Origin of the sequence: uncultured Campylobacter sp., assembly GCF_938040115.1 — a bacterium.
Classification (GTDB): Bacteria; Campylobacterota; Campylobacteria; order Campylobacterales; family Campylobacteraceae; genus Campylobacter_A.
The window spans coordinates 1-13,545 of sequence record NZ_CALHXD010000109.1 but is presented as its reverse complement, the minus strand read 5'-3'; the positions used below and the strand labels follow the sequence as shown (position 1 = coordinate 13,545).

The window sequence follows — 13,545 nt, the reverse complement described above, 5'->3', positions numbered from 1 at the left end:
ACGCTATCAAGCTCGTACCGCCTAGAAAACTAAGCCTTGAGCGCGCTTTGGAGTGGATCGAGGAGGACGAGCTGGTCGAAGTCACGCCGACAAACATACGCGTACGCAAACGCTATCTAGATCCTACTATGCGCCGCAGAATGGCAAAAACCAAAGAATAAATTTTATAAATTTAGCCTGCAAATTTACGCTTTTTGTGGGCTAAATTCCCCTCTTAATTTCCCCGCAATATTTTTACCCCCGCTTTAAATCTGCTCAAATTTGATGTCAAATTTTAGTTTTAAATATAAGAAAAAAGTAAATTATATTACATTTTAATATAAATAGAAAATAATAAATATATAAGAAATATAGTGATACAATTTCATATCAAATATTATTTTCAAGGAGCGATGATGAAGAAGATTTTACTTTTAGCGGCGATTTGCGGCGCTGTTTTTGCAGAGCAAACCTACGAACTAAACGTACCTAACATGAACTGCGGCGGTTGCGCCAAGAAAATCGAAGATGCCGCAAAAGGCGTCAAGGGCGTCACCGCAGTGAGCTTTGATCTAAAAAGCAAGGACGTAAACATCACCGCAGATAGCGGCGTAAACGTGATGGACATCGTGCACGCGATCCAAGCCAAAAAATACAAAGTCGGTATCAAAGAATGAAAAAGCTAGCTCTAGCGCTGGTGCTTTGCACGGCGGCATTTGCGGACAAGACTTTAGTTTACGAGATCCCAAACATGGCCTGCGTGAGCTGCTACGAAGTCATCACGCAGACGCTAAATACGCTTAAGGGCGTTAAGAAATTTGATGTAAATTTGGAAGCTAAAACGGCCGATATCGTCGTAGAGGACGACTTTGCCGAAAATACGGTCGTAGAGGCGCTCAAAAAACAAGGCTATCAGGCGGTTTTAAAATCTGAAAAATAACGCCTGCGCGGGACAAATTTAGCTCTTAGCGCGGTTTTTATATTTTTAGCAAAAGCGCCTTTAGAGCTTAGCAAAAGTGGCTTTGCGTAGCTTTTTAGACGGCGACTAAATTTAGGCGTTTTTTGTTTAAATTTGCGGTTTAAAGCGCGTTTAAAAAACAAAGCCCAATCGCTGCGAAGATGAACCGCAAATAGCCGCCTTTTTACAAATTTTGCGGCATAAATTTAGCCGAATTTAGCGACTTTTTAAAGCTAAAACGTAAGGCGAGTAAAATTTATCGCCGCCTAAAATGCGCGGTTTTGACGCAAACGTCCAAAGCCGACGAATAAATTTAACTAAGGATAATTATGAAAAAAACGGCTAGCCTTTTGGTAGCGGCCGCGGCGTTAAATTTGCCGCTTTCGCATTGGACCGCGAGTCGCGACGCTCATCAGGGCTTTTTAAATTTAACCGCTTTAAAGGCGTTAAATTTAAGTACGCTAAACGCCTCGGAGGTCGTGCTAGATAAAGTCGAGGTCAGCGCCGACGCCAACGCTACGAAAGAACCCGGAAAACTAACGCGCGCGGATATGGATCTGATAACGTCTAAAAATCACGGCATAACCGATCTTTTAAAAGGCAATCCAAACGTCGCCTTTAGCGCGAAAAACGCCAAAAGCGTGCGCGCGGGCGAGCTGGCTCCGCAAGATATCAGCATAAACGGCGCGAGCTACTATCAAAATAACTTTACCCTAGACGGCGCGAGCATAAATAACGACCTAGACCCTAAAAAACGCACGCGGAATAACCACAACAACATCTGGAGCGATAGCACGATAGGCTCGCAAGCCATGAGCGTAGATACGGATCTGCTAGGTAGCGTCGAGGTGCTAGATAGCGCGGTCTCGGCTAGATACGGCGGCTTTCAAGGAGGCGCCGTAAACGCTAAAACCAGAGACCCCAAAAGCGGCTTTCACGGCGTGCTTAGCTACTCTTATACGGGCGGGGATTGGAGCAAAATTTATAAAGACGCCTCCGCCGAGCAAAGATACGACGACGGCGATCTAGCCGATATGAGCGACTTTAAAAAGCGCAGGTATAGAGTCGGCGCCGAGGGGTATTTGACGCAGAATTTCGGCCTTTTGCTAGACTACTCGAGGCACCGCTCCGTCATAGAAAACCACTACAACAAAAAACAGATAAATCAAAATTTATACTCGTTTCCAAACGACAGGCAGACTAATGATAATCTTTTCGTAAAAGGCGTTTGGGGCGTGAGCGATAAATTTACGCTAAAGCCGAGCTTTTTGTACTCTAGGCTAGATAACTACACCTCCGCCAAGCGCTACCTAGACTCTCAGCTCACGCTAAAATACGGCGGTTACGTCGCGACTCTCGAGGCGCAGGCCGATCTTGAGGGGGTATTTTTAGAGCAGACGCTTAGCTACTCCGCCTCGCAAAACAGCCGCGACTATGAGCATGATACCGAGTATTATACCTACAAATCCTCAAACGTCAAAAACTGGAGTACGAGCGGGAGTGCGGGCATCGGCGGGTATAACGACTTTACCCAAAAGCAGAATACTCTCTCGTATAAATTTGATGCGAGCATGAAAGAATTTGACGCTTTTAGCGCGGTGCATCTGATAAAATCGGGCTTTGAGCTAACTAGGCAAATCGGCGGTTACGAGATACCCAAAACCTACGTTCACAACAGCATCCCAAAGTCGCTAACGGGCGCGTGCGAGCCGGGGGATAAAACTTGCGTCATAGACGATAGCTTCGCATCCCAGGGCGCGGTCGGTCAATATCTATCGAAAAAAATCTACTACTACGCCGTAAAAACCAAGGCTACGCAAACCAATCTCGCCCTTTATCTCGAAGACGAGATGAGGTTTGGCGCGTTTAAATTTCGCCCCGGACTTCGCATCGAGCGAAACGGCGATAATAACGACGTAAATTTGGCCCCGAGGTTGCTAGCCGAGTATGAATTCGCGGATAAAAATTTTGTAGGACTCGGGTTAAACCGCTACTACGGACGAAATTTTTTCGCGTACAAGATGTATAACGGCATCTATAAAATGAGTAAAACTTGCACTAGAGGTTCATACGGCGCACCCTACGTGTGCGGCGATTACGATAGCGACCGTTACCCGATCAGAGGGCTAAAGACGCCTTACGACGACGAATTTAGCGCGTATTATCGCGGCGACGTCGGCAACGCGAGGCTAAATCTCAAATACGTAAGACGCCAAGGCCGCGACGAAGTAGCGATGAAATACGTAAGAGAGCCGCTAGCAGGCTACGGAAACGGATATTCTATATTTACCAACGAGGGGCAAAGCAAGCGCGACATCGTAACCTTAAGCGCGGCAAACATCGCTCCGATCGAAATTTGGGGCGTAAAAAACGATTTTGAAGGCTCGCTAAGCTTTACTAAGCAAAGCAGGAGCTTTATGGATTACGAAGACGACGAGATGAATGACGACGTCTCGTATAACGGTAAAATCATCAAAAAAAGCGAACTACCTGTCGTTGATTACCATGTGCCTTTTACCGCCAAATTTCGCCACTCGGCTAAATTTAGCGGCTTTAGCGTTTCAAATTTCATAAACTATACGAGCAAAACGGACGCGCTACTAGGCGGCTGGAATAGGGCGCGCGGGATGTACGTCTACGAGCGCCAAAAGCTACCCGCATACGCAACTTGGGATATGCGTATAGGTTACGAAAGGCGGCTGGCCGGCGATTTTCGAGCGTTTGTAAATCTTGACATAAATAATCTTTTAAACAAAAAATTTATCGCCTCAAACGAAGGTAGCTACTACGAGTACGGCCTTGGCCGCAACTTTTGGCTGGAAGCGGGTATGAAGTGGTGAGTTGCCGGGATTTATCCCGCAATTTATCGCGCAAGACGCGGTAAAAGCGGGTTTGCGGCAAACTTTGCGAGCTTTAAAAGGCTAAAGCGCTCTGGTTTAGTTTTTATACGCGCCCTAAATTTGCGTCTTTTGGCTAGTTTTGGTTTTTGCCTTACGGCGCAAAGTCGCAAATTTGCCGTTTGTGCGCGGCGCAAATCCGCGCTTTTGCCTTCTTGGCTTTCTAGTAAGCGTAAATTTGCCTACTTGCAGCCGGCAAAATCGGCAAAATAGCTAAATTTTGCATAAGGCGCGAGCGGTAATTTCCTTGCCTAAACGCAAAACGCGCGGGGTGGATTTGGCGGCTCGGCGATTTGCTGTTTAAAGCCAGTTTTGCTCTTGCGGCTTAAAACTCTAAAACCGCGAGAAAGTGGGGTTCGTGCTCCTTTTGGCGTGTTTAGAAACGCTATTTTTGCTCTTGCGGCTTAAACGACGCAAAATTTGCGATGATTTAGCCGTTAGCTCGCGTAAAATCACCCTCAAAAAGATACGAATTTATCGCGGCAAAGGGCTATGTCGCCCGTGTAGGCGAAAATTTATAGGCTAGATTTTACCCGCCTATCGCCGCTGCCCGGCATGACCTTGCGCCGAGTCGTTTTTGTCTGCGCATATCTGCTTTGATTTTTGTTTAAAAATAAGACTCAATTCGCCCGTAACGCAAAGTGCACAAACGGTTTATCCAAAAGCGTATTTTGCGTTTTTAAGCCTAAATTTAAGCGCAAAAATCGGCCGCAAGTCTTTATTTTACGGCAATTAGCCCTTTTATCCGAGATTTGCTCGCAAAGCGGCTTTTGCAAGGGCAAGCGAAATTTAGCATTTTGGTAGCAAACCCCGAGCGACCTAGCATCTAGCGCGGCAAAAACGAGTATAATTTTCCGGTTTCAGCAGCTTTTTGATATAATCAAAACAAAAGTTAAATCAAAGGAGTAAAATGTACATCGTCCTAGGCATTATCGCCGTTCTCGCGCTCATCGTCATCTCAGTCTACAACTCGCTAGTCGGCAAGCGCAACCAAGTCTCAAACATCAGATCAGGCGTCGATACGCAGCTAAAAAGGCGCTTTGACCTCATCCCAAACCTCGTCGCCACCGTCAAGCAGTACATCACGCACGAGCGCGAGCTGCTGGAAAACATCTCCGCGCTTAGAAGCGGTATCCAAAAGGCAGCGGGCGACGAGCAGAGATTTGCGCTAAACGGCGAGCTGTCAAATCTAATCTCAAAGTTAAACGTCGTCGTGGAGAATTATCCTGAACTAAAAGCAAATGAAAACGTAATGCACCTACAAAAAACGATAAATGATATCGAGGAGCAGATCTCCGCCGCGCGCCGCGCCTACAACGCCGCCGTGACCGATTACAACAACGCCGTGGAGATGTTTCCTTCAAACATCGTCGCTAGCTGGGCGAGGTTTAGCAAGGCCGCATTTTTCGAGGTGCCTAAGGGGCAAGACGATCCGCACGATGTGCATGAGCTTTTTAACCGCTAAATTTGCGCTCACTTCGTCAAATTTGAAGTTAAATTCGAGCGCTTTAACTGCGCTCCAAAAATACAAGCGGGCTTTGTCGACTCGCTAAATTTAAAAATAAAAGCGGCGCGGGCGATAAATTTGAGCGGTAAATTTGGTCCAAATTTGAGCGCCGCGGCCCGCAAAAAAGAGCTTAAATTTAAGCGGTTTAAAACGCAAATTTAAAGACGAAAGCTCGTAAAATAGCCAAATTTGCAAAAACGGCGTTAGATTAAAAACAGGAGCAAAAATGGACGATCTGGTCTTGCTAGAGCTTGAGCGGCAAAAGGTTTTACGCTCGCTTTTTAGGCTAAAGCTCACCTGCGTCTTCGCTGCCGCTGCAGTGGCTTGGCTACTATATCTAGCCGCGCAAAACACCGCCCTTAGCGCTGGCGCGTTTGTGGTCTGCGGGGCTGCGATGTACTATTTTTTCGAGAGTATTTTTACCGATAGCTTTACGTTTAAATTTAAGCGAAAGGTCGTGAGGAGCATCGTGGAGGACTGCGGTCTCGCGTATTATCCGGGCGACTACGTAGAGAGCGATTATCTTTATATGATTTATGATTTCGACATCGACAAATACTCGGGCAACGACCTGATTTTCGGGCAGATAGAGGGCGTGCGGATAAAATTTAGCGACGTAGAGGCGATAAGCATCAAAGAGGATCTACACGGAAACAAGACGCATAGAGTGCTTTTTGCAGGGATTTTGTTTGTCGCGGATTTTCCTAAACGGCTAAAGGGTGTTACGCAAATTTGCAGCGGGACGGATGATTTTAAGGACTACGGCGGCAAGCGCGCGAGGATGGACGACGCGGAGTTTGAGCGGCTATTTCGCGTCTATACGACCGATCAGATCGAGGCTAGATATGCGCTCACGCCTAGCCTGATGGAAAATCTAAAACTGCTAAAAACGAGATTTCACCGCCCCATAAACATCGTGCTAATAGGCGATAAAATCTGCATGGCGATCCGCACGGGGCGCGATAACTTCGAGCCTGATCTGCGCCGTCCGCTCGTGGGCAAGGGGGCGAATAGATTTTACAAAGACGAGATCGGCGGCTTTTTGCGTATCGTCGAGGAGCTGCGGCTAAACCGTAAAATTTGGCTGGACTAGGGAGCGTGGCGTCAAATTTGACGTGCGGCATAACCTGCACCCCAAAAACGCAAGCAAGCGGGCCAATCTAAAACAGGGCGGCAAAAACGCAAAAAAGGAGAGTTGGTGAAGGGCGTAGCGATAAACGAAACGACGATAATCGGCGATGACGGCAAATACTATAAATTTAGCTTCGAGGACGTGCGCTCTGGGCGGCCTAGCGGCGGCGAGCGAGCGGCGTTTCGGCCTGACGGGGCGTTTGCGAGAGATGTATTTTTGATCGCAGATGAGGGCGAAAAGCGCGCGACGAAAGACGTCAGAAGCGAGGAGACGGAGGCTGTGCTAAAAGAGAGTGCGGCGTTTGAGCAGGCTAGGATACTGGGTATCGCATCGGGCATAGTGCCGGCCGTGATCAAGATCTACGCGTACTTTATCGCTAGCTACGGGGGACTGGCGCTACAGATCGCGGATAACCTCGCCGTCATATCGGCCGCGCTGCTAACCTATGCGGCGCTAGGCGGAGTCGCCGGGCTCGCTCACAGCGAGGATCTGCACGTAAACTACGGCAAGGCGATGATCGTGATGTTCGTCGCTCACGTCACGGCGACGCTGGCGTCCTATATGGCGGACGCGGCTCATCCGCTCGCTAAGCTAGTGGCCGTCATCGCGCTACTGCTACTTGGCTACGTCGCGTTCGTGTGGGGAAAGGTCTTTTTCGAGCTTGCGAGACTAACTAGAAACGGGCTTTTTCGCGTCTACGTTTGCACGTTTTTTGCGGGCGAGCTGCTGTGGGCGAGCGGTGTTTTGGCGGTATTTGGTTTCTTTTTGCTCGTGGCTTCGTTTTTCATCTATATCGCGGCATGGGTGAAAACGGACAAGGTCGGCGAAGAAAAAGACGCGGGGCTTTTTATCTATTAAATTTGACTCGGCTTGGGTTTTAAATTTAACCAAATTTGAGTGATTTGGTAGAGGCAAAGTCGGTAAACCGATCGCCAGTATCGACCGGTTTACTAAAAACTAAATTTGAGCTCAAGCGAGCCTAAATTTATTCTCCCGGATAGCCCGAGTCGCCGCTACCAGACGGATAAAGTCGGTATCGTCACAACTCAGGCAGCCGCGCACTGGCTACTGCAGCCTCTCTAGCGCTCTTTTGGCGTATTCGTTACCTTGGGCCGCTCCGCGCTTGTAAAACTCTATGGCTTTATCCATATCCCTTGCGACGCCGTAGCTGTTCTCGTAGCATATAGCTAGATCGGTTAGAGCCTGAGGATCGTCATCTGCAACAGCTTTTTGGATGTAGACGAGCGCTTTTTTATAGTCTTTTTTAAAGTGTATTCCGTTTAGATACATATTTCCTAGCATTGCGTCCGCGCCAGTGTCGCCTAGTTTGCTTGCCTTTTCAAGGGTCTGCGCGGCTAGCTTATAGTCGGTCATGCGGTAGTAGATCCGCGCCATATTCGAGTGAGCGAGCGAATCGTTTAGTCCCATGGCTTTTTTGTACCACTTTACGCCTTCGCCGATGTTAGACATCCTCACCTCGTATAGGTAGCCTACGAGCGTGACAGCTCTAGCGTCGCCGCTATCGGCCTTTGGCTTGATAAATGCCAACGCTTCTTTATATTTCCCGCTATCGTCTAGCGCTATAAATTTATCGTAATCCTCGTTAGAGAGCCCAAACGCCGCGGTGATCGCAAACGCGCATAATGTTATTACCGTCTTTTTCATCTTAGTTCTCCAGTACTAGCAGGTCTTTAAATTTATGCTTGACGCTCCTTATCGCGTCGCCGTCCTCGGTGTAGTCCGTGATATAGCCGTCTTTGTCGGTAGTAAAGTAAACAAAGCCGTAGGTGCTGTAGTTCACACCCGTTACGCTGCAGCCCCAGAAGTTGCACGATCTTTCTACCGATAGCACTTCGCGCGGTTCGTGCTGCATATAAAATTTGTTCGAAAGCACACCTATCTCGATATGCGACCAGCCGCCGGAGTATTTTTCCATATCTAGGATATGGCGGCCTTTTAGCTGAGTTAGCTCTTTGTTTTCTAGAAATATATTAGAGGGGCCGACGCCGTACGTAGTGCATCCGCCTAGCAGGAAAGCGCATAAAAGCGGCAGGAAAATTTTTCGCATTTTTGATCTCTTTTGATTTTTGCGCCCGATTTTATCCAAAGGTACGGTGCAAGTCAATATTTTGAGATCGGGGTTAAATTTGCGGCTAAATTTAATCTACCTTGCGTCAAATTTGGCTTCATTTCGGAGCAAAAAGGCGGGTAAATTTCGGCCATAAATTTAACTATGCCGTTAAATTTACTGCACGGCGGCAACGATTTATTGCCAAGCAAGCCGCTTAGTCCGCCAGCCCCTCTTCGCCGCATTTTGCGATTAGCGCGTCAAATTCTGCCTTGCTAAACGCGCTTACGACGATATTTTTCGCGTCGATAAATTTGTACTTTTCTTTTGGCAAATTTTGGATGAAATTTTCATATTTCAGCGTCGCTAGGATCCCGTATTTTTCCTCATCGTCGCCCTCTCCGCCAAATATCGCGACCGACCAGCGCGCGACTTTCTCATCGCCCAGCATTTGCAAATTTTTATACTCCACGCTAGGTTCATACGGCAGCACAGTAACGACGTCTTGCGACAGGACGTACTGCCCGATGATCTCGCCGCTATCGTTCCTGCGGAAAAACATCTGATTTGCAAAATACGCATCCAAATTTTGGATATCGGTTACGAATTTGCTAAATTCGCCCGCTGGATCCTTCGCGCCAAGTATGCGAGATATGATCTTTTTGTCAAACGACACTTCGTTTCGCGTGCCGTAAATAGTGCTGATTTGCGCCTCTTTTTGCAAATTTTGCTCTATCGCCTCTAGCCCCGCGCGTATATCGGGCTCATAGTTAAAGCTTTCGATATTTTGTGCGCTAAATTTCTCCCCGTCCTCGCTCACGATTTCGCCGTCCATTTTTAGGGCTAGGTTTTTTAAGTACTCTAGAGCGATTTTCCAGTCCGTGCGGGTACTTGGCGTGCCGACGCGGACGTTATAGGCGCCGTCCTCGTATCCGATCTCAAAGCCGCGTCCGCTAAGCCTGTCCGTGCCGGCAACTAGGCAGTCAAACTCATCAAGCTTTGCGCCGTAAAAGCCCTCGGCGTCAAACCCCTCGTCGTCCTCGTCAGCGTTAAACTGCGATAAATTCGGCACCAGTCGCAGCGCCTCCTCCACGCTCATCACTGGCGCAAGGCCGACTAGAAACTTCTTTTTATTTTTAACGAAAAACGTTATGCTCATTTTTGATCCTTTGGGGTTAAATTTGACTTTCGCGGCGTTTTGGCGGAGTCAAATTTGAGCGCAAATTTAAGCATATGCGCCCAAATTTAGCTCACTCGTCCTTTTTCTCATCATCTTTTTTGCCGATCTTTTCTTTGGCGGTTTTTATGAGATTTTCGGCGGATTTGTAGAGCTTCTCGCCTAGTTCTTTTGATTTTGATTTGAGATTTTCGCCGATCTCGCTCGCATTTATCGCGCTTAGCTTCTCCTGCGTTCGTTTTTCAAAGTCGCCGATATCTTTTTTGAGCGCTTCTATGCGTTCTTTGGCGTTAAAATTTTCTTTAAGTTTATCGCCGGCTTGAGTTACTTCGCGCTTTAGCTCCTCAAATTTGGCTCCCGCAAGGCTAGCGAATTTATCGATATTTTCGTTAAATTTTAGCTCCTCTAGCTGAAGCTCGATCTGGCGCGAAACGTCGTTTTGCAGGCGCTTAAATTTGGCGAAGTAGCTATCTATGGACTCGTCTAGGATTTCGTTTATCACTGCAGCAGACGGCTCCTCTGAGCGCGCCATATCACGCAGCATCGCTACAAATCTCTCCTCTAGTCTTACAAATTCTCTAGCTTCACCTAGCAGCGTCTGGCCGTCCGGAACAAATTTGATCTCCTCGATAAACTTCTCCGTCCTTTTGCTAAGCGCCTCTTTTACGCCTCCGATCGCGCCGCTTATTAGCTCTTTGGCAAAGGCCTGATCGACGTCGGCTATCTCGCACGCCGCCTCGCAGACCGTCCTTGCGATCTCCAGGATGCGCTCTTTGCTCGCTTCGCCCTCGTTTATCGCGCTAAGCACGACGTTTTTGGCGATTTGCTCCACCGTATCTTTCACGTCGTCGTCCTTTTCGATCGCGGTTAGAAACGCCGCCTCGGTGGTTTCTTTTAGGATTCCCAGCATTTGTAGCTCGCAGAGCATTTTTTCGTCTATCGCGGTTAAAATTTCGTCCTTATCCGCCAGGTCGCTGTTTTTGATGAAATTTTCCATATTTTCAAGCAGCGCGCGAACGTCGTTTTTGATCTCGTCTTTTTGCGCGTAAATTTGCCGCTCGATCTGCTCTTTTTCGTAGATTAGGCGGTGGATATACTGCTCTTTTGCTTCGCTTAGCGCGTCGCCCGCGCTTTGGATGAGGTTGGCGACGTTTTGGCGGTTTAGCAGATCCTCGCTTTTTAGCGCCTCGCAAATTTGCTCAAATTCTTTAGCCAAAGCCGCGTTTGCGTCGCTGCCTTTTGCGCCTTTGACGCTTTTTCTAAACTCGCTTAGCGCAAATTCCCTGATCAAAACGGAAATTTGCGGGTCGTTTTTGTTCTCTTTTATGGTTTGGATGAAGACTAAATTTTGCATGAAAGTCCTTATAGTACGTATTTGCAAACGCGTCTTAGCGCGGAAAATATCTCTAATCGCTCCTCGTTAGAATTAACCAAAACGCTTAGATTGTAGCTTTTGTATTTGCTCTCTTTGCTCGATTTTGACGGCGTTATCTTGTGTTGCCTCTCGCCTACGACGCCCTGCGCGATAGCTTCGGCGTTTTCGTTTTCAAGTACGATGATTTTGTATTCCCAAAAATTTGGGTATGAGATTTCAGGTTCTTTATTTAGATCGCACGTAGTCGCCACTTTTTCCTCCGCTCTTGCTTTCTAGCGCGATATCTGTTATCTGCATGGTTTTATCTATCGCTTTTATCATATCGTAGATCGTTAGTAGCCCGACGCTAACGCCTGTTAGCGCCTCCATCTCTACGCCCGTTTTGCCGTCTATCTTGACGCTAACGGTTAGCTTGTAGGCGCAGATTTCGGTTAGCTCCTCGATGTCGCAGTTTATGCTGCTGATTAGCAGCGGATGGCACATCGGGATGAGTTCGCTCGTCTTTTTCGCGCCCATTACCGAGGCCACGACGGCGGTTTGCAGAACGGGGCCTTTTTTGCCGGTGTTGTTTTTGATCGCGTCAAAGGCCTCGCGCGACATTTTTATGATGCCGCTTGCTACGGCTATGCGCGTAGTTACGCCCTTGTCGCTTACGTCGACCATTTTGGGGCGGTTGTTTTCGTCTATGTGAGTTAGCATTTTCGTCCTTTCGCCTGAAACGCTAAATTTGCTTAAATTTGAGCTAGGCGGAGTAAATTTATGAGAAGGATTATAACTAAAAAAGCTTAATGAATAAGACAAAAACGCCTCGGCAGGGGGAGCCGAGGCGCCGTTACAAAAAGGAGGTTTTCTTGTCGGACGCGCAAATCATACCAAAAAGGTCTAAATTTTATCCCAATTTTTCGTAAATATATTATTCCCTACTTTTCGCATAGGCCAGAGCGCCTGATTTTAGGCGTTTTAGCCCCTCCAGCACGCGCGATCTTTGCGTGGCGATATTAAGGCGTAGAAAGCACTTCTCAGCGCCTCTGTACGTGTTGCCGTCGTTTAGCCAAAGACCCGCTTTTTGGCGTAAAAATTTATGAAAATCGCTCGCGTCGTCGCAAATTTCGCGGCAGTCAAGCCAGAGCAGATACGTGGCGTCCTGCTCCACAAGCTTGATCTGCGGTAGTTCTTTTTGCAAAAAGTCGCTCACGATTTTGCGGTTTTGTTCTACGTATTCGCGCATCTGCTCGAGCCACGCTTTGCCCCGCTCAAACGCCGCGATCGCCGCGATACAAGAAAATGCGTTGCCCTCGCCGACCTCGTCGTCGTTGATGGCTTTTGCCATTTTGGCGCGCAGTTTTGGGTTTGGCACTACGGCGGCGGAGCTTTGCAAGCCGGCGATGTTAAAGGCTTTGGTCGGCGAAACGCAGGTGATCGAGATGTTTTTGCAAGTCTCGCTCGCGCGGATAAACGGCACGTAGCTTTTGCCGGGGCTCGTGATGTCGCAGTGTATCTCGTCAGAGATCACCAAAACGCCGTGTTTAGCGCATAGTTCGCCGATTTTGGCTAGCTTTTCCTCGCTCCAAATTTTACCGACGGGATTGTGCGGGTTGCAAAGGATAAACATCGTCGTTAGCGGATCGGCGAGCTTTTCTTCGAGGCCCTCGAAATCGATATCGTAGCCGCGCCCGTCGTAGGCTAGCTCGTTTGCGAGCGCGACCCTGCCGTTGTTTTCGATGCTGCGGTAAAAGACGTGATATACGGGGCTTTGGATCACGATTTTATCGCCTACGCTCGTAAATTTGCGCACGGCGGAGCTAATGATCGGTATCACTCCCGTGCAAAAAATTAGCCAGCTCGGGTCAAATTTGACGTCGTGACGCCTACTCCACCACGAGCAGATGGCTTCATTCCACTCCTGCGGCACGTAGGAGTAACCAAAAACTCCGTTATCCAGGCGCTTTTGCAGCGCTTCTAAGATTTCGGGCGCGACCTTAAAATCCATATCCGCCACCCACATCGGCAGCTCGTCTTTGCTTGTTTTCCACTTTGACGAATACGTCCCGCCTCGCTCTACTGGTGCGTCAAAATCGTATTTCATTTGCTCTCCTTGCGTGATTTTTCGGATATTTTAGCAAATTTGACGGGTAAAATTTGAAATTTCGCCGCATTTTCGCGTAAAACCGATTTTTAATGCGAGATTTTTTATAATTACGTCTAAAATTTACTAAATTTAAGGACAAAAATGCTCACAATAATCTCACGTTTACCGAGCGCAAATTTAAAAGTATCAAAGGCGCTACCCCAGCTCATCCAAGGCTACATCTACCGCTATCTGCCAAGTATAGAGCACGAAGGATATAGGCATGAGCCCAGTGGCAAAATTTTTAAACGAACGAATTTCGACTTTCATTTAAAGGGCGCAAATTTGCGGATTAGATTTACCTCTTATGAGCCGGAATTTGAA

Annotated in this window: 15 protein-coding genes and 1 pseudogene; 8 read left to right on the top strand and 8 right to left on the bottom strand. The window is 47.8% G+C overall.

Annotation, left to right across the window (positions count from 1 at the left end; translation table 11 throughout):
* The 7 genes from Q0314_RS04300 to Q0314_RS04270 form a co-directional block, all read left to right on the top strand.
* A partial coding sequence (locus Q0314_RS04300; protein WP_298056885.1) for a hypothetical protein occupies positions 1-161 on the top strand: 161 nt, incomplete at its 5' end.
* Positions 162-395: 234 nt separating this feature from the next.
* Complete coding sequence (locus tag Q0314_RS04295) at positions 396-656, top strand: heavy metal-associated domain-containing protein (protein ID WP_298056881.1); 261 nt, start codon at positions 396-398, stop codon at positions 654-656.
* Positions 653-919, top strand: a complete 267-nt coding sequence (locus Q0314_RS04290) for a heavy-metal-associated domain-containing protein (protein ID WP_298056878.1) — start codon at positions 653-655, stop codon at positions 917-919. The genes Q0314_RS04295 and Q0314_RS04290 overlap by 4 nt, the downstream gene beginning before the upstream one ends.
* Positions 920-1,266: 347 nt before the next feature.
* Positions 1,267-3,777 carry a TonB-dependent receptor plug domain-containing protein gene (locus tag Q0314_RS04285; protein WP_298056875.1) on the top strand — a complete coding sequence of 837 codons (2,511 nt, stop codon included), beginning with the start codon at positions 1,267-1,269 and terminating at the stop codon, positions 3,775-3,777.
* Between the two features lie 967 nt (positions 3,778-4,744).
* Positions 4,745-5,299, top strand: coding sequence for a LemA family protein (locus tag Q0314_RS04280; RefSeq protein ID WP_298056874.1), 555 nt, complete (start codon positions 4,745-4,747; stop codon positions 5,297-5,299).
* A 268-nt stretch (positions 5,300-5,567) separates the two neighbouring features.
* Positions 5,568-6,434: a DUF3137 domain-containing protein gene (locus Q0314_RS04275; protein ID WP_298056873.1), complete on the top strand. Its 867-nt coding sequence runs from the start codon at positions 5,568-5,570 to the stop codon at positions 6,432-6,434.
* A gap of 105 nt (positions 6,435-6,539) precedes the next feature.
* The gene (locus Q0314_RS04270) at positions 6,540-7,331 is read left to right on the top strand and encodes a hypothetical protein (RefSeq protein WP_298056870.1); all 792 of its coding nucleotides are present in this window, start codon (positions 6,540-6,542) and stop codon (positions 7,329-7,331) included.
* 207 nt (positions 7,332-7,538) lie between these two features.
* Here the strand turns inward: Q0314_RS04270 and Q0314_RS04265 are convergent, their stop codons facing one another.
* The 8 genes from Q0314_RS04265 to Q0314_RS04230 form a co-directional block, all read right to left on the bottom strand.
* Positions 7,539-8,138 carry a tetratricopeptide repeat protein gene (locus tag Q0314_RS04265; RefSeq protein WP_298056868.1) on the bottom strand — a complete coding sequence of 200 codons (600 nt, stop codon included), beginning with the start codon at positions 8,136-8,138 and terminating at the stop codon, positions 7,539-7,541.
* A 1-nt stretch (position 8,139) separates the two neighbouring features.
* The gene (locus tag Q0314_RS04260) at positions 8,140-8,541 is read right to left on the bottom strand and encodes a hypothetical protein (protein ID WP_298056866.1); all 402 of its coding nucleotides are present in this window, start codon (positions 8,539-8,541) and stop codon (positions 8,140-8,142) included.
* 53 nt (positions 8,542-8,594) lie between these two features.
* Complete coding sequence (locus Q0314_RS04255; protein ID WP_298056865.1) at positions 8,595-8,786, bottom strand: hypothetical protein; 192 nt, start codon at positions 8,784-8,786, stop codon at positions 8,595-8,597.
* The gene (locus Q0314_RS04250) at positions 8,759-9,700 is read right to left on the bottom strand and encodes a DUF4299 family protein (protein WP_298056862.1); all 942 of its coding nucleotides are present in this window, start codon (positions 9,698-9,700) and stop codon (positions 8,759-8,761) included. Before Q0314_RS04250 ends, Q0314_RS04255 begins: the two co-directional genes overlap by 28 nt.
* 91 nt (positions 9,701-9,791) lie before the next feature.
* Complete coding sequence (locus Q0314_RS04245) at positions 9,792-11,072, bottom strand: hypothetical protein (RefSeq protein WP_298056859.1); 1,281 nt, start codon at positions 11,070-11,072, stop codon at positions 9,792-9,794.
* Between the two features lie 8 nt (positions 11,073-11,080).
* Positions 11,081-11,344 (bottom strand): DUF493 family protein, encoded by a 264-nt coding sequence (locus Q0314_RS04240; protein ID WP_298056857.1) that lies wholly within the window; start codon positions 11,342-11,344, stop codon positions 11,081-11,083.
* Positions 11,319-11,792 (bottom strand): cyclic pyranopterin monophosphate synthase MoaC, encoded by a 474-nt coding sequence (gene moaC, locus Q0314_RS04235; protein WP_298056883.1) that lies wholly within the window; start codon positions 11,790-11,792, stop codon positions 11,319-11,321. The genes Q0314_RS04240 and moaC overlap by 26 nt, the downstream gene beginning before the upstream one ends.
* A gap of 214 nt (positions 11,793-12,006) precedes the next feature.
* Positions 12,007-13,179: a MalY/PatB family protein gene (locus Q0314_RS04230; protein WP_298056856.1), complete on the bottom strand. Its 1,173-nt coding sequence runs from the start codon at positions 13,177-13,179 to the stop codon at positions 12,007-12,009.
* 144 nt (positions 13,180-13,323) lie between these two features.
* Here Q0314_RS04230 and Q0314_RS04225 point away from each other — a divergent pair.
* Positions 13,324-13,545: pseudogene (locus tag Q0314_RS04225) on the top strand (CRISPR-associated protein Cas6); the annotation flags it as partial.

What these genes read in the sequence shown, in the direction of transcription:
- Q0314_RS04295 (WP_298056881.1), top strand. Translation starts at nt 396, where the DNA reads ATGAAGAAGATTTTACTTTTAGCGGCGATTTGCGGCGCTGTTTTTGCA.
- Q0314_RS04290 (WP_298056878.1), top strand. Translation starts at nt 653, where the DNA reads ATGAAAAAGCTAGCTCTAGCGCTGGTGCTTTGCACGGCGGCATTTGCG.
- Q0314_RS04285 (WP_298056875.1), top strand. Translation starts at nt 1,267, where the DNA reads ATGAAAAAAACGGCTAGCCTTTTGGTAGCGGCCGCGGCGTTAAATTTG.
- Q0314_RS04280 (WP_298056874.1), top strand. Translation starts at nt 4,745, where the DNA reads ATGTACATCGTCCTAGGCATTATCGCCGTTCTCGCGCTCATCGTCATC.
- Q0314_RS04275 (WP_298056873.1), top strand. Translation starts at nt 5,568, where the DNA reads ATGGACGATCTGGTCTTGCTAGAGCTTGAGCGGCAAAAGGTTTTACGC.
- Q0314_RS04265 (WP_298056868.1), bottom strand. Translation starts at nt 8,138, where the DNA reads ATGAAAAAGACGGTAATAACATTATGCGCGTTTGCGATCACCGCGGCG.
- Q0314_RS04260 (WP_298056866.1), bottom strand. Translation starts at nt 8,541, where the DNA reads ATGCGAAAAATTTTCCTGCCGCTTTTATGCGCTTTCCTGCTAGGCGGA.
- Q0314_RS04255 (WP_298056865.1), bottom strand. Translation starts at nt 8,786, where the DNA reads ATGCGGCGAAGAGGGGCTGGCGGACTAAGCGGCTTGCTTGGCAATAAA.
- Q0314_RS04250 (WP_298056862.1), bottom strand. Translation starts at nt 9,700, where the DNA reads ATGAGCATAACGTTTTTCGTTAAAAATAAAAAGAAGTTTCTAGTCGGC.
- Q0314_RS04245 (WP_298056859.1), bottom strand. Translation starts at nt 11,072, where the DNA reads ATGCAAAATTTAGTCTTCATCCAAACCATAAAAGAGAACAAAAACGAC.
- moaC (WP_298056883.1), bottom strand. Translation starts at nt 11,792, where the DNA reads ATGCTAACTCACATAGACGAAAACAACCGCCCCAAAATGGTCGACGTA.
- Q0314_RS04230 (WP_298056856.1), bottom strand. Translation starts at nt 13,179, where the DNA reads ATGAAATACGATTTTGACGCACCAGTAGAGCGAGGCGGGACGTATTCG.